Raw genomic sequence first — 21288 nt, 5'->3', positions numbered from 1 at the left:
CACCCGGTTTAACTCCTTCAGGAGAGAAACGTGAAAGATTTATTAAAGTTTCTGAAACAACAGAACAAGACCGAAGAATTTGAAGGCATCAAAATTGGCTTAGCATCGCCAGACTTGATCCGCTCTTGGTCGTTTGGTGAAGTTAAAAAGCCAGAAACCATTAACTACCGTACCTTCAAGCCTGAGCGTGAAGGTCTATTCTGTGCTCGTATCTTTGGCCCAGTTAAAGATTACGAATGTTTGTGTGGTAAGTACAAACGTCTTAAGCACCGTGGTGTAATTTGTGAAAAGTGTGGCGTTGAAGTAACGCAGACTAAAGTACGTCGTGAGCGTATGGGTCACATTGAACTGGCAAGCCCAGTTGCACATATCTGGTTCCTAAAATCATTACCATCTCGTATTGGTTTGATGCTGGACATGACACTGCGTGATATTGAACGCGTACTGTATTTTGAATCATACGTTGTGACTGAAGGCGGCATGACTAGCCTTGAGCGCGGTCAAATGCTGACTGAAGAAGCGTACCTTGATTCTTTAGAAGAGTACGGTGACGAGTTTGAAGCAAAAATGGGTGCAGAAGCAGTTCTGGATCTACTACGCGCTATCGATGTTGAGAAAGAAATCGAAGAAATGCGTGAAGAGTTGCCTTCAATTAACTCTGAAACACGTCGTAAGAAGATCACTAAGCGTCTTAAATTACTTGAAGCATTCTTCCAATCAGGCAACAAGCCAGAGTGGATGATCTTAAAAGTACTTCCTGTTCTTCCACCTGATCTTCGTCCATTAGTACCACTAGACGGTGGCCGTTTTGCGACGTCTGATTTGAACGACTTATATCGTCGTGTTATCAACCGTAACAACCGTTTGAAGCGTCTTCTTGACCTAGCTGCACCGGACATCATCGTACGTAACGAAAAGCGTATGTTGCAAGAGTCTGTTGATGCGCTATTAGATAACGGTCGTCGTGGTCGTGCTATCACTGGTTCAAACAAGCGTCCGCTTAAATCTTTGGCCGATATGATCAAAGGTAAGCAAGGTCGTTTCCGTCAAAACCTTCTTGGTAAGCGTGTAGATTACTCTGGTCGTTCGGTAATTACTGTAGGTCCTACTCTACGTTTGCACCAATGTGGTCTGCCTAAGAAAATGGCACTTGAGCTATTCAAGCCATTCATCTACGGCAAGCTAGAAGGTCGTGGTCTTGCAACAACCATTAAAGCTGCTAAGAAAATGGTTGAGCGTGAGATAGGTGAAGTTTGGGACGTGCTAGACGAAGTAATTCGTGAGCATCCTGTATTACTTAACCGTGCACCAACACTTCACAGACTGGGTATTCAAGCCTTTGAACCAGTATTGATTGAAGGTAAAGCAATTCAACTGCATCCACTCGTTTGTGCGGCTTATAACGCCGACTTCGATGGTGACCAAATGGCGGTTCACGTTCCATTAACGCTTGAAGCTCAATTAGAAGCTCGTGCGCTAATGATGTCAACCAACAACATTTTGTCACCAGCAAACGGTGAGCCAGTAATCACGCCTTCTCAAGACGTGGTATTGGGTCTGTACTACACCAGCCGTGAAAAAGTTAATGGTACTGGTGAAGGCATGGCATTTGCTTCGACTGACGAAGTTGAAAAAGCTTATGCTACAGGCGCAGCGGAATTACACGCTCGCATTAAAGTTCGTCTTACTGAGACTGAATTTGGTGAAGATGGTGAAGCAACAGAAATCACTCGTATCGTTGATACAACGGTAGGTCGTGCATTGCTATCACAATTGTTGCCGAAAGGTTTGTCTTTTGACCTTGTTAACCAGAACATGGGTAAGAAGCAAATCTCTAAATTGTTGAACACCTGTTACCGTCAACTAGGTCTTAAAGATACCGTTATCTTTGCTGACCAATTGATGTACGCTGGTTTCCGTTACGCAACCAAATCTGGTGCTTCTGTTGGTATTGATGACATGGTCATCCCAGATGAGAAGTACACGTTAGTTGCTGAAGCTGAAGCTGAAGTTCGTGAAATTCAAGAACAGTTCCAATCTGGTCTTGTAACAGCCGGTGAGCGATACAACAAAGTTATCGATATCTGGGCAAGTGCGAACGAAAAAGTTTCGAAAGCGATGATGGAGAACTTATCTTCTGAAACCGTGATCAACCGTGATGGTGAAGAAGAAACTCAAGCTTCGTTTAACAGCATCTACATGATGGCCGACTCAGGCGCTCGTGGTAGTGCGGCACAGATTCGTCAGCTAGCTGGTATGCGTGGTCTGATGGCGAAACCAGATGGTTCTATCATCGAAACGCCGATTGTGGCGAACTTCCGTGAAGGTCTGAACGTACTTCAGTACTTCATCTCAACCCACGGTGCACGTAAAGGTTTGGCCGATACCGCACTTAAGACAGCAAACTCGGGTTACCTAACTCGTCGTCTAGTAGACGTTGCGCAAGATCTTGTGGTTGTTGAAGATGATTGTGGTACCTACGAAGGTGTGACCATGAAACCACTGATTGAAGGTGGTGATGTGGTTGAACCATTACGCGAACGCGTATTGGGTCGTGTTGTTGCACAAGATGTATTCTACCCTGGTACTGAAAAAGTACTTGCTCCTCGTAATACTTTGCTTGACGAAGCATGGTGTGACCTATTAGAAGAGCAATCAGTTGATGAAGTTATTGTTCGTTCAGTAATCTCTTGTGAAACTGACTTCGGTGTGTGTGCAAACTGTTATGGTCGTGATTTGGCTCGTGGTCATATCATTAACCACGGTGAATCAATCGGTGTTGTTGCTGCTCAGTCAATTGGTGAGCCAGGAACACAGCTTACGATGCGTACCTTCCACATTGGTGGTGCAGCGTCGAGAGCTTCTGCTGAAAACAACGTACAAGTTAAGAATGCAGGTACACTGAAGCTGCATAACGCTAAGTACGTAACCAGCAGCGAAGGCAAGTTGGTTATCGTGTCTCGTTCATCTGAGCTTGCGATCATCGATGACATGGGCCGTGAGAAAGAGCGCTATAAAGTACCTTATGGTACCGTTCTTGAAGCACAAGAAGATGCATCAGTTGAAGCGGGTAACATCATCGCGAACTGGGATCCACATACTCACCCGATTATTTCTGAAGTAGCGGGTAAAGTTAAGTTTGTGGACATGATTGAAGGCGTAACCATGACTCGTCAAACAGATGAGTTAACAGGTTTATCTTCAATTGAAGTGATTGACCCTGCTGAACGTACGACTTCAGGTAAAGAACTTCGTCCAATGGTTCGTCTTGTTGATGCTAACGGTAATGACTTGATGATCCCAGGTACGGATGTTGTTGCACAATACTTCTTACCAGGTAAAGCATTAGTTAACCTAGAAGATAACGCAGACATCAACGTTGGTGACGCATTAGCACGTATTCCACAAGAGTCTTCGAAGACTCGTGATATTACCGGTGGTCTACCTCGAGTTGCTGATTTATTCGAAGCACGTAAGCCTAAAGAGCCTGCAATTCTTGCAGAAATCTCAGGTACGATTGCATTCGGTAAAGAAACTAAGGGCAAACGTCGTCTACAAATCACACCTACAGAAGGCGGTGATACGTATGAGGAAATGATCCCTAAGTGGCGTAACTTGAACGTGTTCGAAGGTGAAAAAGTAGAGAAGGGTGAAGTGATCGCTGATGGTCCAGAAGCGGCACACGACATTCTGCGTTTACGTGGTATCCACCATGTAGCAAACTACATCACTAACGAAGTGCAAGACGTATACCGTCTGCAAGGTGTAAAAATTAACGATAAGCACATCGAGGTGATTGTTCGCCAGATGCTGCGTAAGTGTACTATTACATCGGCAGGTGATACGGACTTCTTAGAAGGTGAACAAGCTGAAGTAGCACGCGTTAACATCGCTAACCGTGAACTCGAAGCACAAGGCAAAGTGCCAGCAACGTTTGAACGTGACCTATTAGGTATCACCAAAGCGTCATTGGCAACTGAGTCATTCATCTCGGCGGCGTCGTTCCAAGAAACTACACGTGTTCTTACCGAAGCGGCAGTTGGTGGTAAGTCTGATCCATTACGTGGCTTGAAAGAGAACGTAATCGTTGGTCGCCTAATTCCTGCGGGTACTGGTTATGCGTATCATCAGAAACGCAACGCAGCACAGGTTGAAGAAGAAACTGAAGTAGCACCAATTTCGGCAAGTGAAGCTGAGCAAAACTTAGCAGATCTACTGAATTTAGCGGGTACTCAAGATTAATCTTTAATGCTTAATCTAAAAAGGCGCCAATTTGGCGCCTTTTTTGTTTAAAGTGAAACGTACTTAATTATAAAGCATCGCATTCAAAGCAAAAAATAACGAAGAAGGGACAGCACCAGCTCCAATTCGAGTGAACATACTCACAGTAAAATGTTTGGCAGAGCTTGCTGAAGTGCTTTTCTCTTTTCGGACTTCCTCTCTAATATCGGTACCTTCCTCAATATCATCAGGTTTACTTTGGTCAGTGCATGCATCAACAACGGCTCCAGCTCCGTTTCCAGCAACGTAAGGGATTACTGCAACGACACCTTTTATGACTTGACACCCGATGTCAAATGCATATTTAGCACACTGTTGAGGCGCGGTATGAAAAGCCGCATAAGCTGGGAGGACAATATTAGCGCCATGATATACCCCCTTGTAGATATTGCTCGACTTTAGGTCTGGATTACAGTTTTCCCCATTTCTTTTCAAGATATAAAGTCCAGAAGATGTGGCAAACGCAACCCCACCACCAAGAGGACCATAGGTGATACCGCTGGAAACGGTAGGCCAAAATACATCTTTTGAATAATTGGTGAGTTCTTGCCCCCATGTTTGAGGAGTGTCAGAAGAAACTGTCATGCTAGATGCTCATGTTTATAACCCTAATCTGCAGAATAATGATTCATTGCTGAACTAAAGATTAATGAACATAGCTTATAAAAATATCTTCTAAAGAGCGTGTTAGTTATAAGGAGAGGGAAAAACGCTGATTAAATCCGGTCAATTAAGGCTTAAACTTACGAAATTGAGATAAAAACTGGCTAAATCTTGACAGTTGCTCAATTGCTTTCTAAAATTCCGCGTCCTAGTGTCAGATCGTCTGTCAGTAGGGCAATAGATTTTTCATACCTTATGTGTCGATTTATAGATCGACAAAGATCGGAGCTATTACATGGCAACTGTTAACCAGTTGGTACGTAAGCCACGCCAGCCAAAAGTTGATAAAACTAATGTGCCAGCGTTGAATGCGTGCCCACAAAAGCGTGGTGTTTGTACTCGTGTTTACACTACTACACCTAAAAAACCTAACTCAGCTCTACGTAAAGTAGCGCGTGTACGTCTAACTAACGGTTTTGAAGTTACTTCATACATCGGTGGTGAAGGTCACAACCTACAAGAGCATAGCGTGATTCTAATCCGTGGCGGTCGTGTTAAAGATTTGCCTGGTGTTCGTTATCACACTGTTCGTGGCGCATTAGACTGTGCAGGTGTAACTGCACGTCGTCAAGGCCGTTCTAAATACGGTGCTAAGCGTCCTAAGTCTTAACTTTACCGTTAAAGTAAGGCCAAGCTAAATAAATTTGTATTCCAGTTTTGGAAATACCTGAAGCATACGGAGAAAAGTTATGCCAAGACGTCGCGTTGTAGGACAACGTAAAATCCTACCAGATCCAAAGTTCAACAGTGAGTTGCTGGCTAAGTTCATCAACGTACTAATGCAAGACGGCAAAAAGTCGGTTGCAGAAAAAATTATCTACAAGGCTTTAGATGTTGTTGCTGAAAAGAAAAGCGAAGATCATCTAAACATCCTTGAAACTGCTCTGGAAAATGTTCGCCCAGCTGTCGAGGTTAAGTCTCGTCGTGTTGGTGGTTCAACTTACCAGGTTCCATGTGAAGTGCGTCCAGTTCGTCGTAATGCGTTAGCAATGCGTTGGTTGGTTGAAGCTGCACGTAAGCGTGGTGAAAAATCTATGGCTTTGCGTTTAGCAGGTGAAATGCTAGATGCGTCTGAAAATAAAGGTACTGCTGTTAAGAAGCGCGAAGACGTGCATCGTATGGCAGAAGCGAACAAAGCATTCGCTCATTACCGCTGGTAATTGCCTTGGCGTGGGTCTTCGGACCCACGCTTTTTTCAAATCCGCTAAAATGGAAATTTTAGCAAAGAGGGTATATTCGTGGCTCGTAACACTCCTATTGAGCGCTACCGCAATATCGGTATTTGTGCTCACGTAGATGCAGGTAAGACCACCACCACAGAACGTGTTCTGTTTTACACCGGTCTTTCACATAAGATTGGTGAAGTTCATGATGGCGCTGCAACCATGGACTGGATGGAACAAGAGCAAGAACGTGGTATTACCATCACTTCAGCGGCTACCACCACTTTTTGGCGTGGTATGGACGCACAATTTTCCGAACATCGTATTAATATCATCGATACACCCGGTCACGTAGACTTTACCATTGAGGTAGAGCGTTCATTACGTGTATTAGATGGTGCCGTCGTGGTTTTCTGTGGTTCTTCAGGTGTTGAACCGCAATCTGAAACCGTTTGGCGTCAAGCCGATAAATACGCTGTTCCGCGTTTGGTATTTGTGAACAAGATGGATAGGGCGGGTGCCGACTATGACCGTGTTGTTGAACAAATTCGCAATCGTTTAGGTGCTACTTGTGTACCTATCCAGTTAAACATTGGCGCCGAAGAAGATTTCAAGGGCGTTATCGACCTGATTAAGATGAAGGCGATTAACTGGAGTGAAGAAGACCAAGGTGCTTCTTTCACACATGAAGATATTCCAGCAGAGCTTGCCGATAAAGCCGCAGAAATGCGTGAATACTTAGTTGAAGCTGCTGCAGAGGCATCAGAAGAGCTGATGGACAAGTACCTTGAAGAAGGTGAATTGTCAGAAGAAGAAATCAAAACAGCACTTCGCCAACGTACTATCGATAATGAAATTGTATTAGCAACTTGTGGTAGTGCATTTAAGAACAAAGGGGTACAAGCGGTATTGGATGCCGTGGTAGAATATCTACCAGCACCAATCGATGTCCCTGCAATTAAAGGTATTGATGATCGAGAGAAGGAAGTTGAGCGTCACAGTGACGACAGTGAGCCATTCTCGGCACTTGCTTTTAAAATTGCTACTGACCCATTCGTGGGAACGTTAACCTTCGTACGTGTCTATTCAGGCGTCCTGCAAGCGGGTGCGATGGTATACAACTCAGTAAAAGAGAAAAAAGAACGGATTGGACGTATTGTTCAGATGCACGCTAATGACCGTAACGAACTGAAAGAAGTTCGCGCCGGTGATATTGCTGCTTTGATTGGTCTAAAAGACGTGACAACAGGGGATACCCTGTGTGATGCACAACATAAAGTGGTTTTGGAACGTATGGAGTTCCCAGATCCTGTGATCACGATTGCGGTTGAACCACGCTCTCAAGCAGACCAAGAAAAAATGGCGATAGCGCTACAGAAGCTAGCTGCAGAAGATCCATCGTTCCGTGTAGAAACCGACCAAGAGTCAGGTCAGACCTTGATTTCTGGTATGGGTGAATTACACCTAGATATTATTGTTGACCGCATGCGCCGCGAGTTCAAGGTAGATTGTAACGTGGGTAAACCTCAGGTTGCTTACCGTGAAACTATCAGTAGCACCGTTGAAGTCGAAGGTAAATTCGTTCGACAGTCCGGCGGGCGTGGCCAGTATGGTCATGTGTGGTTGAAACTTGAGCCTCAAGAGCAAGGCTCGGGTTATGAATTCGTCAACGAAATTGTGGGTGGTACTGTTCCTCGTGAATACATCCCATCTGTTGACAAAGGTATCCAAGAGCAGATGAAGAGTGGCGTTTTAGCTGGCTTCCCTGTGTTGGACGTGAAGGTCACGTTATTCGACGGCTCATTCCATGAAGTTGATTCGAATGAAATGGCGTTCAAGATTGCTGGTTCTATGGGCTTCAAAAAGGGTGCGCTTGAAGCGGATCCGGTGTTGCTCGAACCCTGCATGAAGGTAGAAGTGACTACCCCAGAAGAGTACATGGGTGATGTCGTAGGTGACCTAAACCGTCGCCGCGGCATGATTGACGGGATGGATGACGGCGTTGCTGGCATCAAAATCGTTCGTGCCGTAGTACCTCTATCTGAAATGTTTGGTTATGCGACCGACTTGCGATCAGCGACTCAAGGTCGTGCTTCTTACTCTATGGAGTTTTTGAAGTACAACGGGGCGCCGCAAAACATTGCAAAAGCGATGATGGAAGCTCGAGGCTAAGCTATCGAGTTCCGACACCTGTTTACAGGTACAATATTAACTGATTTATGCCGTCCGGCTTGCCGTCGGACATCCTGAAAAGAAAGGAATAGTAAAGTGGCTAAAGAAAAATTTGAACGTAATAAACCGCACGTTAACGTTGGTACAATCGGTCACGTTGACCACGGTAAAACTACTCTAACAGCAGCTATCTCGCACGTTTTAACTAAAGCTTTCGGTGGTGACGTTAAAGATTTCGCACAAATCGATAATGCACCAGAAGAGCGTGAGCGTGGTATTACAATTAATACATCTCACATCGAATACGATACAGAGACACGTCACTACGCGCACGTAGATTGCCCAGGTCACGCCGATTATGTTAAAAACATGATTACCGGTGCTGCACAAATGGACGGCGCTATCCTAGTAGTAGCTTCTACAGATGGTCCAATGCCACAAACACGTGAGCACATCCTGCTTTCACGTCAGGTTGGTGTACCATTCATCATCGTATTCATGAACAAATGTGACATGGTTGACGATGAAGAGCTTCTAGAGCTAGTAGAAATGGAAGTTCGTGAACTTCTATCTGAATATGAATTCCCAGGTGATGACTTACCAGTTATCCAAGGTTCAGCACTAGGCGCACTAAACGGTGAAGCACAGTGGGAAGAGAAGATTCTTGAGCTAGCTAACGCTCTAGACACTTACATTCCAGAGCCAGAGCGTGCAATCGACGGTGCATTCATTCTACCAATCGAAGACGTATTCTCAATCCAAGGCCGTGGTACAGTTGTAACGGGTCGTGTTGAGCGCGGTATCATCAAAGTTGGTGACGAAGTAGAAATCGTAGGTATCAAAGATACTACAGTTACTACTTGTACTGGTGTTGAAATGTTCCGTAAACTGCTTGACGAAGGTCGTGCAGGCGAGAACTGTGGTGTACTACTACGTGGTACTAAGCGTGATGAAGTTGAGCGTGGTCAAGTATTGGCAGCGCCTGGTTCAATCACTCCACACACTACTTTCGAATCAGAAGTATATGTACTTTCAAAAGAAGAGGGTGGTCGTCACACTCCTTTCTTCAAAGGTTACCGTCCACAGTTCTACTTCCGTACAACTGACGTAACAGGAACAATTGAGCTACCAGAAGGCGTTGAAATGGTAATGCCTGGTGACAACATCAAGATGGTTGTTACACTAATCTGTCCAATCGCGATGGACGAAGGTTTACGCTTCGCAATCCGTGAAGGTGGCCGTACAGTTGGTGCTGGTGTTGTAGCTAAAATCGTTGAGTAATATCGACGTTTAGTTAACACTTAAAAAAGCCGCTTTCGAGCGGTTTTTTTGTGCCTATAGAAAAGGCCAGCTTCACGAGAAGGGTGAGCACGTTAAGTTTTTCAGCCCAATGGCTGAAAAATAGTAAGCGAACGCCGCTTGGCTCTGGCAAGTGGCCGGACTGAGCACATTAAGTTTTTCAGCCCAGTGACTGAAAAATAGTAAGCGAACGCCGTTTGGCTCTGACAAGTGGCCGGACTGAGCACGTTAAGCTTTTTAGCTTAATGACAAATATGCAGTAACCTTCGTTTTCTACTCTTCATAATTTATGAGTTATATAATTTCATGATATTGGCGAGATATCTGTCGCATCGGTTTTTCATTCTCTCTGATACTAAGTTCGGTGAGTTGTGCTTTAATTTCTGAAGACGTTAATTCGGTTTGAGTCGATTGCGTTAGTGAGTCATTAGGTTTTGAAAGCATACTTGGCTCTAATGATTCATGTCTTATAGAAGTCTTTTGTCTATGCAAGCTCATTAACGCCTCTTGAGCTAAAACTTGAAGTTTACGCTCTTGAACTGCAACCACTTCAGTTGTTGCCTCTTGGGCTTCAGCAGTGAAAGTCTGATTTTCTTTAAGGTATGCTAAATAAGCGGTCACAAATGTCAAAAACGCCATTTTTCTTTGTTCAATAAAGTCACTCCTTTCTGAAGCGGTTTGACGGCTCAGTTTTTCGTAGAACTGACATTGAATTTTGATGGCATCCATTGATGCATCAAAACGATCTGATATTTTCGGAGCAGTATGTTCAGTCAAGTTAATTCGCTTGAGAATAGCTTTAATTGGTTCAATTTGTGTCGACGTTGAGAAATAAAACTGAACTAGGGCTATGAGTATTGGTCCGTCTCTCTTTTCTGGAGCATCTAAATCAGCTGTGTTCGTTGGCTTCATTCCCATTTTCGCCAGCTCAGCATTAAACCGATCTAAATTGACTTTAGCGTGAATGATAGAAAGCGTAATAATATGGAAAAAAAGATCTTTATTCTGAACTCTGGCTGTAAAGAATTGCTCCTCAAGGCTTTGGCTCATTAAGGCGTCATCTCCAAGTAGAATGACTTGCTCTCCATTAAGAGGAAACTCATGAAGTTTAAGCTTTGCGAAAACATCCGGCTTAAGCCTGCTTTGTAGCCATTCATATTTGTGTGTAAGCCCAATCTCCATATTCGAATAAGCAGATAAGCCATCTACTGACTCACTTAAAAAAACGGCTTCATGCTCATCAGGTAGATCAAAGTTTCCACGATGAATGAAACAAACACTGTGATGAAGGAGCATGTGTGCTTGAGTTAGGAATTCTTGTTTGGATTTACCACTATGAGTGCACAGTTGTAAAAGTTGATCTATGGCGCCCATAGAAGCTGCTTGATCTAAATCAGGAGAAAATAGTCGTTTCAATCGCTCAGCAGTAATTGAATGCTCAGCTGCAAAAGGTTTCAATAATGTTCTATTTGATGAAATTGACGCAGTCATCAAAAGCCCGAGTGAAATATGTTGTTTTTAATCATAATTTATACACCCGCTACTGGCATAAAAATAAATAAAGTTTCACCTCTCATTCATGTATCTATGTTGATTAAATAAAATGGATTTATGAGATACTAAAAATAAGTGAATCACTAGAGTTAACCTATGTCTTATATCGTCGTGACTGGTGCTACTGGTGGCTTGGCTCAAGCTATCATTAATCTTCTGCTTCAAGGTGATGACCATCTTGTCTTATTGGGTCGAGACACCACCAAACTACAACAATTAAAAGTAGAGTTCAGCGATACCGCTTCAATAGAGAAAGTCAATTTAGAACGTTATTCTGAGTGCGAACATATTTTTTCCCGTCTACTTATTGATCGTGGTACACCAAAGCTGCTGATAAATTGTGCTGGCTCAGGTTTGTTTGGTCAGCTTGATGAACTCAATCCGGTTGATATCGAGAAAAGTCTCACTAATAATCTATTGCCCGTAATCAATCCATGCAAAGCTTTATTCAAATCTATGAAGGTAGCTGGTGGAACTATCGTCAATGTTATGTCGACAGCAGCACTAAAGGGGAAGGCAGGTGAAAGTATTTATTGCGCAGCTAAGTGGGGCGTTAGAGGATTTACTGAGTCACTAAGGGAAGAAGCAAAAGGCTCAAAATTACGCATTGTCTCGATTTATCCAGCAGGGATGAATACAGGTTTTTGGGATAACACTGGTGTTGATTATCCAACTGAAAGTTTTATGTCAGCTCAAGATGCTGCAAAAATGATTGTTAATGCATTACCCCAAGCTGAAAAAGGCTATATCTCAGAGGTTACGTTAAGCCGTTAATTATCGATGTACTTAGATAAATAGTCGTACAAAACAGCCACTTTACGGCTATTTCTCAAATCCTTATGATAAATGAACCAATTTTGTTCTTGATGCCCTTTTATTTGGAATGGTGTTTTTATCAGAGATTTTTCATTCCCGAAAATCGTTGAGGCTATTCCTACGCCCATGCCTTCTGCGACCGCTCCTGCAATGTCGGAAAAGTGATTAGATTGGTAAATGATATTGGTTTGTTCAATGTGTTCGAATAAAGGCTTGAATACAGGAATATGGCGCTTGAATCCGGTTGGCATTATCCATTTATGCTGGTTTAAATCATCAAAACAGGTGGGTAAACCATAGGCTTCTTCATAATCTTTACTGGCATATATCTGAAGCTCTGCAGTCGTTAGTGGTTTTACAATCAGATCATTACTGTTCGGTTTATTTCCTGGACGAATAGCGACATGAACTTTGCCTGCTGCTAAGTCGATGACTTCATCGGTTGCAAGCATTGTTAAATGAAGCTTAGGGTAGTCCTCCATCAAAAATTTAAAACCCTTGTGCATTCTCGTGGCGTAACTGGGAACCGTCGTAATCACTATGTCACCAGAAAGTTCATCGGAGGTATCTTGGATAAGCGCCTCCATTTTAGTGATTTGATGTTGTATAAAAGGCAACTGGGTAAGTAAAACTTGGCCAGCTTCGGTGAGCTGATAACCTCTTTGATGACGAATAAACAATTTCGTAGTAAGGTTTTGCTCTAAACGATCGATGTGCCTTAAGAGTGTTGAGTGGGAAATACCTAAATGTTTTGCAGCTTGACTTAGGCTTCCTGCTTTAGCAACTTCGAATGCGCTTTTAAAATCATCCCAAGAACTGTTCATCCTACCTTCAAAAAGTTTTGTCTATTTATGAACAATAGTTTTCCATATATGTCGATTTTAATCCAACTAAAAACTGGTTAATCTTAAGTCTCTGAATTTGTAGAGATGTAAGTATGCAATTAACGAATACTAATGACCGCTATGGGCTCATTTCAGTTTTGCTCCATTGGTTAATGGCTCTGTCAATTTTTGGTTTATTTGGCTTGGGCTTATATATGGTTGAGCTTAGTTATTATGACGAGTGGTATCGAGGATCATTAGAGCTTCATAAAGCGATTGGCATAATTTTGTTTGCCGCTCTAGCATTGCGGTTAATCTGGCGAAAGTATTCTACGAAACCTCGAGAATTAGCGACGAATACTGCATTTGTTAATAAAGCGGCGAAATGGGCTCACCGAGTTTTATATTTGGTTCTAGCCGCATTATTAATTTCTGGGTATCTGATCTCAACGGCTGACGGGCGCAGTATCGACGTTTTTGGTGCGTTTGAAGTCATGGCACTGCCTAGTATACATGAGCAACAAGAAGACATTGCTGGATTGATTCATTGGGGACTGGCTTGGACTTTGATTTCGTTGGTTGCATTACATGTCGCAGCAGCACTAAAACATCATTTTATCGATAAAGACGAAACGTTAAAGCGGATATTGCCGTAACAAAAAGGGTAAAGGAAAAGATATGAAAAAAGTAACATTATTAGCGGCAACGTTTGCCAGCGTACTTGGTTTTTCAGGTATCGCAAGTGCAGCAGACTATCAAGTTGATGTTCGTGGTGCTCATGCATTTGTTAACTTCAAAATTAAACATTTAGGTTACAGCTGGTTATACGGCCGCTTTAATCAGTTTGATGGTAAGTTTAATTGGGATAAATCAGACCCAAATGCCTCTAAAATTATTATTGATATTAATACCGCAAGTATTGATTCTAACCATGCTGAGCGTGATAAGCATTTGCGAGGAAAAGATTTCTTAAATGTCAGTAAATATCCAACATCAAAATTCGAAAGCACGTCGATTAAGTTTGATGACGCCACTCATGGGACAGTAACAGGCCAGTTCACGCTGCATGGAGTGACAAAAACGATCAGTTTTCCAATTGAAAAATTAGGCGAAGGTAAAGACCCTTGGGGTGGTTATCGTGCCGGTTTTGTAGGTACTACCGACATTAAACTCGCCGATTATGGAATTGATTACAACCTTGGTCCAGCATCAACACATGTCGAGCTTGAGCTCGCTATTGAAGGCATTCGTCTGTAATTGTTCAAAAGAAGCTTCATCACCCGATGGTTTTATTAAGAAAGTGCCGTTCATCAAATGAGCGGCATTTTTTTGATCGAAATGCTATAAAATGCATCGCATACCCTATATAATTGCGAATAATTATCATTAAGATGCAAGGGGTGACAAGAAGATGAAGCGAATACTCACGGGATTATTGATAGCTGGTGGCATTATGTCTACATCAGTACAGGCTGCTGATGAACAAGTAAATATCTACTCGTTTCGTCAACCTTTTTTAATTAATCCGATTCTTGATCAATTTACGAAAGAAACGGGCATTAAAACCAAAGTAGTTTTTGCCAAAAAAGGCTTAATTCAGCGTTTGAAACGTGAAGGTGAACTATCACCGGCAGACATAGTACTAACTTCAAACTTTTCTAAGTTATTGCAGTTGAAAGATGAAAAGTTAACTCAAACCTATGCGATAACGCCTGAGATTAAATCTCAAATTTCCCCGCAGTTCCGCGATTCTGAGCAACATTGGCTAGCCTTAACGAAGCGTGTTCGCAATGTGTATTCATCTAAAGCTCGTGCAGGTGATCTTTCAAGTATGCGCTATGAAGATTTAGCGAAGCCTGAGTTTGCAGGGAAAATTTGTACTCGCAGTGGTAAGCATCCATATAATCTAGGGTTGATTGCTTCTATGATCGCTCACCACGGTGAAGCAGGAACTGAAAGCTGGTTGCGTGGTGTTAAAGCCAATCTAGCCCGTAAACCACAAGGAAACGATAGAGCACAAGTCAAAGCCATCAAAGAAGGATTGTGCGATGTATCATTAGGAAACAGTTACTATCTTGGCAAAATGCTTAACGATAAAAAGCAGATTGCATGGGCCAACGCCGTTAATCTTAATTTCCCGAATCAAACAGATCGCGGCTCCCACATTAATGTATCAGGAGCAGTCATTGCGAAACACGCACCACATAAGGATGCTGCACAAAAGCTCATTAATTTCTTAGCGAGCAATAAAGCGCAGTCACTATATGCGGAGCTGAACATGGAATATCCTGTAAATCCAAGTGTTGCTCCATCAAAGCTAGTAAAAAGCTGGGGTGACTATAAAGCAGATGCGCTTCCGCTTGAGAAAGTAGCTGAATATCGTCCAAAGGCGCTTAAGCTCGTCGACAAAGTTGGTTTTGATCTTTAATTATTAAACTCTGTTTCAGTACTTTACGGCGTTACAGCTTTGGATATGTTGCAACTTTGATCACATCATTTATTATGCCTGTGCGTAACGCCCTAACCCGAGTTTAAAGACTTTATAGTGTCCATTCGAAAAATAGTTAATTCTACTCATTTTCTAAGTTGGCTTACTGCCAGCTTAGTTTTTATTCCGCTACTGGCATTAGTTGCTGAAGCATTTTTCACCGGTGATACAGGCGCTTCACTCGATGACATTCCTGCTAATGTCTTATTGACCTACATTGGCAACAGCATTGGTGTTACATTCATTGCGGTCATTACTGCGTTAGCGATTGCCATTTTACCAGCCTGGTGGTGTAGCCGTTATGAATTTAAAGGGCGTTTACTGCTCACTGTCCTGATGGTGCTGCCCTTAGCTATACCGGCTTATATCAATGGTTACATATTGACGGAATGGTTAGATTTTGCAGGCCCAATTCAGACGACACTACGTGAATGGTTTGGTTGGCAAACCGCACAAGATTATTGGGTGCTCAATATTAGTAATGTCTGGGGGGCAGGGATTGTGTTGGGTTTGGCTCTATACCCTTACCTATTCTTACTTGCTTACACCGCATTCAGGCAGTTGCCTGAAAGCCTCACATCCGCTGCCACAACACTAGGAGCTTCTTCGTCTCGAATCTTTTGGAAAATACAATTGCCAATGATACGTCCAGCTATCGCCGTGGGATGCACGCTGGTAGCTATGGAGGCGCTAGCCGACTTTGGTACTGTGCAGTTATTTGCTGTCAGTACCTTAACGACAGCAGTATATGATACATGGTTGGTATACGGTTCATTGGCTTCTGCTGCCAAAATAGCAGTATTAACACTTATCATTGTACTGTTGTTCGTCATATTGGAGCGCTATAGCCGTAGGCGCCAACAATTCTTTGCTGCAAAAAGTTATCAAGGCAAAAGTAGTAGAGAAAAGGCAAGTGTGACGCAACAAATGGTTATTTGGTTGAGTTGCTTCATTGTTATTGCGATTGGCTTTGTGTTGCCTGTTGTTCACCTTATTCAATACCTCACTGATTATTGGCAACAAAATATTGAAAGTCAGCAGTGGCAATACTTATTGCAAACTCTCAAATTAGCGGCTATTGCGGCAGTGGTTACAGTGATCATGGCATTAATCGTTAATTTCAGTGTCAGGACTCAACCAAGTGCACAAAGCCGCAGTTTACTTAATATCAGCTCATTGGGTTATGCTGTTCCGGGCACTGTGTTAGCGATTGCAGTGCTCATTCCACTAACGGGATTAGATAAGTGGGTCAATACTTGGTTTTACTCACTTACCGAAGAACGTCTAGGATTATTGTTTTCAGGTAGCATTTTTGCATTGATTTTAGCTTACAGTATTCGATTTGCTGCAATTAGCATTGGTCAAGTCAGTTCGGCTTATCAACAAATGCCCACCAATATTGATGAAGCGGCAATGACGCTTGGCGCATCTCGCTGGCGGACATGGACTCAAATTCAATTGCCAATATTAAAGCCTGCTTTGTTGAGTGCGTTAGTATTGGTATTTATCGAATGTATTAAAGAATTACCTGCATCACTGCTGCTTAGGCCGTTTGATTTTGAGACTCTCGCTACGTATGTTTATCAGCATGCATCAGACGAGCAGCTTGAAATGGGAGCTTTAAGCGCCTTAATGATCATTTTATTGAGTCTCACCCCAGTAATTTTTGTTTCTAAGAAAATGGAGCAACTCTAATGACCCAAGACCAACAACAAGTGATTGATGCTCCTGTTTTGAAGCTAGAAAATTTAGATTATCAAATTGAAGGTAACCAGATTGTTTCTGATTTATCTTTGTCATTGAATGCCGGTGAAATTTTGTGCTTACTCGGTGCCAGCGGCTGCGGTAAGACGACGGTATTAAAATTGGTGGCAGGGCTTTTAAAGCCTAATAGAGGGAGTATTGTCATTGCAGGGCAATACGTAGAAGGCAAACAATTTGTGCCGACACAACAGCGCAATATTGGTTTCGTATTTCAAGACTATGCACTGTTCCCACATTTAACAGTAGCTGAAAATATTACCTTTGGTTTAAGTCAACAACCTAAGAAACAACAAGCAGAAAGAGTTAATGAATGTTTGCAGTTAGTGGACTTGCAAAACTATCGTGACCGTTATCCTCATGAGCTTTCTGGCGGACAACAACAACGAGTAGCCGTCGCCAGAGCGCTGGCTCCCAAGCCCAATATTTTATTAATGGATGAGCCTTTTTCGAATATCGATAATCACTTAAAATCAAGCATCATGAAAGAGTTGAGAATGATTTTTAAGGCTCAAGGGATCACGGTGATTTTTGTTACCCACTCTCAGCAAGAGGCAACAGTCTTTGCTGATAAAGTTGCTGAAATGGAAAGTGGAACCATCAAGCGTGCGTTAACGGTAGGTTAAGCTTTTGTCTTATATAATCTGAAGTATGGCTTTTTAGATTAGAGTTTTTCCTTTGTCCATTAAGGTTCACAACGTTTGGGATTTACCTCGTCGTATTTTCCACTGGCTCAATGTTATTTTTGTTTTTGCATTGATTGCGCTCGGATTGCTAATGATGAATAAAGCTTCATTAGGAATTACTGGCACAGATGCGAAAATTGGTCTGAAAAAACTTCATGTATTCATTGGTTATGGTTTCACACTAAACCTTATCATTCGTTTATTGTGGGGCTGGTGTGCACCAAGGCATTCAGCGCTTATCCGCAGACGAGTAACACTAACTGAAATTTCACAATATCAGACAAAGAAGGCTGAAGGACATCGGCCTCAATATATTGGTCATACGCCTCTAGGGCGCATATCGGTCGTGATCATGTTTGTATTACTGATTACCATAATGATTACGGGGTTAGTGAGAGCAGGTACGGATATTTATTACCCTCCTTTTGGTTCAACGGTTCAAACGTTCATTGCAGAGCGAGGAGAAATGCCCTCTAAGATTCGCCCTTATGATGCTACGTTTGTTGACTCGGCTGCGAAGGAGCAGCTTGAACCCTTTAAATCATTGATGGGGAATGTACATCGCTATTCGGTGTACTTATTAATGTTCTTGATCGTTATGCACATTTTGGCAGCGGTAAAAACAGAAATTAAACATCACCCTGGCATAATCTCAGCGATGTTTTCAGGGAATAAACCAATAGAAGGTAAGGCCGAAGATGAATAACTTCAGCCTTAAAAGAGATGAGTTAAATCACTCTTGAGAATTGTTGCTGACGTGCTTTTTCTCTGAAATATTTATCAAAACACATACAAATATTGCGAATAAGCAGGTGACCAGTAGCGCTCACGGTCAGAACTCGGTTATTTAGATTTACAAGCTCATCATTGATAAAGGTTTGAAGCAGCTTTAGATCTTCTGCAAAGTAACTTTCAAACTCAATACCAAGCTGTTGCTCCATCTTGGTCATATCCAGTTCAAAGTGACAAATCAGCTGTTTTATGACTGCACGACGAATTTCATCGTCACGATCCAGTAAGCAACCTTTCCAAAGTGCGTGTTCTTGATCATCAATCGCTCGATAGTATTCACGAACTTCTTTTTGGTTTTGCGCATAACAATCGCCAATTTGGCTGATGGAAGAAACACCTAAACCAAGCAGATCACATTCTTCTTGAGTGGTATAGCCCTGGAAGTTACGGTGAAGTTTACCATCACGCTGCAAGCGAGCGAGCTCATCGTCAGGTTTAGCAAAGTGGTCCATGCCAATAAACTGATAACCTGCACCTGTTAAAGATTCAATGGTTTGATGCAATATTTCGAGTTTAGCGGCTGGGGTTGGCATATCTGCATCTTTAATTTTACGCTGAGCTGCAAAACGAGCAGGTAAATGAGCATAATTGAACACGGATAAACGATCAGGGGATAACTCGATGATGCGGTCAATGGTTTTAGCAAAGCTATCTGGTGTTTGATGCGGTAGACCGTAGATCAAGTCAACGTTTGTCGAAACAAATCCCAGAGCTTTAGCTCGACCAATTAGATCGAAAATAAATTGCTCGTCTTGTTCACGGTTTACTGCAACTTGAACTTGTTTATTAAAGTCTTGAACCCCAACAGAAATACGGTTGAAACCGGCTTCTTTGAGTGTATCCAACATAGACAACTTAATTTCACGAGGGTCAATTTCAATCGAATACTCACCTTCATCAGCGAAGTTAAAAGCAGATTTGAGTTGTTCAGTAAGCCACAAAATTTGTTCTGGTTCTAAATAGGTTGGCGTACCACCGCCCCAGTGCATTTGTGTTACTTGATAGTCTTTGAACAAAGGCGCTCGTTTGATTATCTCTGTTTTTAAATACTCAAGGTATTGCTCAGCTTTATGCTTATGCCGAGTGATCACTTTATTGCAGCCGCAGTAATAGCAAAGCTTAGCGCAAAATGGGATATGGATATAAAGCGATAACTTACGGCTTTTACTGGTTTCAATCGCCGTCAATAACTGCTGGTGGCTGAAACTGTCATCAAACTCTAAAGCCGTTGGGTAAGAGGTATAGCGAGGACCACTGTAGTTGTACTTCTCGATCATTGACTGATCCCAGCTAATTGTAGGTAAATGACTCAAAACCTTTCCTCCGGCTTTAGGGTAAATCTATTGAATTGTGCGAAGTATGCCTTAACTCTACTTTCAAAACTTTGATCTAAAGCAGGTTGTGAATTTGACAGTGATATAAATCATGTGCTTTTTACAGTTTGTTAATAACTCAAAATTTACGATAGGATGTTATAAAACAAGAAAAAACGGAAAAAATAGTATGAAACGAACCCTACTTGCAGCCAGCTTAACGATGATCAGTGTGAATGCATTGGCAGATACCCTTATTTATGCCGGTCAGCTCATTGATGGTAAAAGTGCCGTGCCATCTAAAAATAAGACCATTGTGATAAAAGATGACAAGATCATCGCCATCCAAGCAGGGTTTACATCACCTTCAACGGATGATGTTGTTATTGATTATAGACAGGGTACAGTGATGCCTGGCTTTATCGATATGCATACGCATTTATCTTATCAAGGTGGTCCTAAGTCTTACATGGAGCCATTTACACTGAACCCTGCTGATATTGCGCTTCGTGGCAGTTTGTATGCACAAAAAACACTTGATGCCGGCTTTACCACGATTCGTGATTTAGGCGACTCGGGAAATGCCTCAGTGGCGTTAAGAACCGCTATCGCAAAGGGCTACATTCAAGGCCCGAGAATCTATACCGCAGGAACATCGATTGCAACGACCGGTGGTCATGCTGATCATACTAATGGTCGCAACCTTGAGTTAATGGGTGATCCTGGACCTAAACATGGTGTTATCAATGGCGTCGAGGATGCATTTAAGGCCGTTAGACAACGTTATAAAGAAGGTGCTGATCTCATTAAAATTACTGCTACAGGTGGTGTATTATCAGTAGCCAAAAGCGGTCAAAATCCTCAATTTACAGATAATGAACTTGAGGCTATTGTGGCAGCAGCAAAAGACTATGGCTTTAAAGTCGCCGTTCATGGTCATGGAAAAGAAGGCATTAAACGAGCCATTCTTGCTGGTGTTGATACCATTGAACATGGGACTTACCTTGATGATGAGCTATTCAGTTTAATGAAGAAGCATGATGTGGCGCTTGTTCCAACATTAAGTGCTGGTGCTTATGTTGCAGAAAAAGCAAAAATAGATGGATTCTTCCCTGAAGTGGTTCGTCCAAAAGCCGCCACTATCGGTCCTAAAATTCAAGAAACTTTTGCTAAAGCATATAAAGCCGGAGTAACTATTGCGTTTGGCACAGACGCTGGTGTATTTGCTCATGGTGAGAATGGCAAAGAATTCAAATTGATGGTTGATGCCGGAATGCCTGCAATTGAAGCTATTAGAAGTGCCACTTACGTAGCGGCAGAGCGACTTGGTGAAGTCAATATTGGTCATATTGCTAAAGGAAAGTGGGCCGATTTAGTTGGTGTAGCTGGTGACCCTTTGCAAGAGGTTGAGTTATTAGAGACGCCAAACCTGATCATTAAAGCGGGCAAGGTTTTAAAACAGTGAATGGTGTAAAA

Annotated in this window: 17 protein-coding genes; 13 read left to right on the top strand and 4 right to left on the bottom strand. The window is 42.5% G+C overall.

The window, feature by feature from the left end; translation table 11 throughout:
* The first annotated feature begins 30 nt into the window (after positions 1-30).
* A complete protein-coding gene (gene rpoC, locus AC1EU2_RS12170; RefSeq protein ID WP_480298545.1) occupies positions 31-4242 on the top strand; it encodes a DNA-directed RNA polymerase subunit beta' in 4212 nt (1403 codons plus the stop codon).
* A gap of 63 nt (positions 4243-4305) precedes the next feature.
* On the opposite strand, the gene AC1EU2_RS12165 is transcribed toward rpoC, so the two are convergent.
* The gene (locus tag AC1EU2_RS12165; RefSeq protein WP_480298544.1) at positions 4306-4866 is read right to left on the bottom strand and encodes a hypothetical protein; all 561 of its coding nucleotides are present in this window, start codon (positions 4864-4866) and stop codon (positions 4306-4308) included.
* Positions 4867-5179: 313 nt separating this feature from the next.
* Here AC1EU2_RS12165 and rpsL point away from each other — a divergent pair, with 313 nt between their 5' ends.
* The 4 genes from rpsL (at position 5180) to tuf (ending at position 9560) form a co-directional block, all read left to right on the top strand.
* Positions 5180-5554, top strand: coding sequence for a 30S ribosomal protein S12 (gene rpsL / locus AC1EU2_RS12160; RefSeq protein WP_129947986.1), 375 nt, complete (start codon positions 5180-5182; stop codon positions 5552-5554).
* Positions 5555-5633: 79 nt separating this feature from the next.
* Positions 5634-6104 (top strand): 30S ribosomal protein S7, encoded by a 471-nt coding sequence (rpsG, locus tag AC1EU2_RS12155; protein ID WP_205000355.1) that lies wholly within the window; start codon positions 5634-5636, stop codon positions 6102-6104.
* 78 nt (positions 6105-6182) lie between these two features.
* Positions 6183-8279: an elongation factor G gene (gene fusA, locus AC1EU2_RS12150; RefSeq protein ID WP_480298543.1), complete on the top strand. Its 2097-nt coding sequence runs from the start codon at positions 6183-6185 to the stop codon at positions 8277-8279.
* Positions 8280-8375: 96 nt separating this feature from the next.
* Positions 8376-9560: an elongation factor Tu gene (gene tuf, locus AC1EU2_RS12145; protein ID WP_480298542.1), complete on the top strand. Its 1185-nt coding sequence runs from the start codon at positions 8376-8378 to the stop codon at positions 9558-9560.
* 312 nt (positions 9561-9872) lie between these two features.
* Here the strand turns inward: tuf and AC1EU2_RS12140 are convergent, their stop codons facing one another.
* Entirely contained in the window at positions 9873-11069 is a 1197-nt protein-coding gene (locus AC1EU2_RS12140; protein ID WP_480298541.1) for a hypothetical protein, read from the bottom strand.
* 159 nt (positions 11070-11228) lie between these two features.
* On the opposite strand from AC1EU2_RS12140, the gene AC1EU2_RS12135 reads away from it, so the two are divergent.
* Positions 11229-11906, top strand: coding sequence for an SDR family NAD(P)-dependent oxidoreductase (locus AC1EU2_RS12135; protein ID WP_480298540.1), 678 nt, complete (start codon positions 11229-11231; stop codon positions 11904-11906).
* Here the strand turns inward: AC1EU2_RS12135 and AC1EU2_RS12130 are convergent.
* Positions 11903-12772, bottom strand: coding sequence for a LysR family transcriptional regulator (locus AC1EU2_RS12130; protein WP_480298539.1), 870 nt, complete (start codon positions 12770-12772; stop codon positions 11903-11905). The genes AC1EU2_RS12135 and AC1EU2_RS12130 overlap by 4 nt on opposite strands.
* A 113-nt stretch (positions 12773-12885) precedes the next feature.
* Here AC1EU2_RS12130 and AC1EU2_RS12125 point away from each other — a divergent pair, with 113 nt between their 5' ends.
* The 6 genes from AC1EU2_RS12125 to AC1EU2_RS12100 all read left to right on the top strand — a co-directional run bounded on the left by AC1EU2_RS12125 (position 12886) and on the right by AC1EU2_RS12100 (position 18413).
* Positions 12886-13428 carry a cytochrome b gene (locus tag AC1EU2_RS12125; protein ID WP_480298538.1) on the top strand — a complete coding sequence of 181 codons (543 nt, stop codon included), beginning with the start codon at positions 12886-12888 and terminating at the stop codon, positions 13426-13428.
* 22 nt (positions 13429-13450) lie between these two features.
* On the top strand, positions 13451-14029 hold the full coding sequence (locus tag AC1EU2_RS12120; protein WP_480298537.1) for a YceI family protein: 579 nt from the start codon (positions 13451-13453) through the stop codon (positions 14027-14029).
* 154 nt (positions 14030-14183) lie between these two features.
* Positions 14184-15200, top strand: a complete 1017-nt coding sequence (locus tag AC1EU2_RS12115) for an extracellular solute-binding protein (protein ID WP_480298535.1) — start codon at positions 14184-14186, stop codon at positions 15198-15200.
* A 117-nt stretch (positions 15201-15317) separates the two neighbouring features.
* Entirely contained in the window at positions 15318-16955 is a 1638-nt protein-coding gene (locus AC1EU2_RS12110) for an ABC transporter permease (RefSeq protein WP_480298534.1), read from the top strand.
* Positions 16955-17647, top strand: a complete 693-nt coding sequence (locus AC1EU2_RS12105; protein ID WP_480298533.1) for an ABC transporter ATP-binding protein — start codon at positions 16955-16957, stop codon at positions 17645-17647. The genes AC1EU2_RS12110 and AC1EU2_RS12105 overlap by 1 nt, the downstream gene beginning before the upstream one ends.
* 52 nt (positions 17648-17699) lie before the next feature.
* Complete coding sequence (locus tag AC1EU2_RS12100) at positions 17700-18413, top strand: cytochrome b/b6 domain-containing protein (protein WP_480298532.1); 714 nt, start codon at positions 17700-17702, stop codon at positions 18411-18413.
* A gap of 22 nt (positions 18414-18435) precedes the next feature.
* Here the strand turns inward: AC1EU2_RS12100 and hemN are convergent, their stop codons facing one another.
* Entirely contained in the window at positions 18436-19812 is a 1377-nt protein-coding gene (gene hemN / locus AC1EU2_RS12095) for an oxygen-independent coproporphyrinogen III oxidase (protein ID WP_480298531.1), read from the bottom strand.
* Between the two features lie 190 nt (positions 19813-20002).
* On the opposite strand from hemN, the gene AC1EU2_RS12090 reads away from it, so the two are divergent.
* Complete coding sequence (locus AC1EU2_RS12090; RefSeq protein ID WP_480298530.1) at positions 20003-21277, top strand: metal-dependent hydrolase family protein; 1275 nt, start codon at positions 20003-20005, stop codon at positions 21275-21277.
* Positions 21278-21288: the final 11 nt, after the last annotated feature.

Source organism: Parashewanella sp. 2304DJ23-3, from assembly GCF_056591695.1.
Note: the sequence above shows the minus strand (reverse complement) of the source record. Positions and strands in the feature narration are given on the sequence as shown.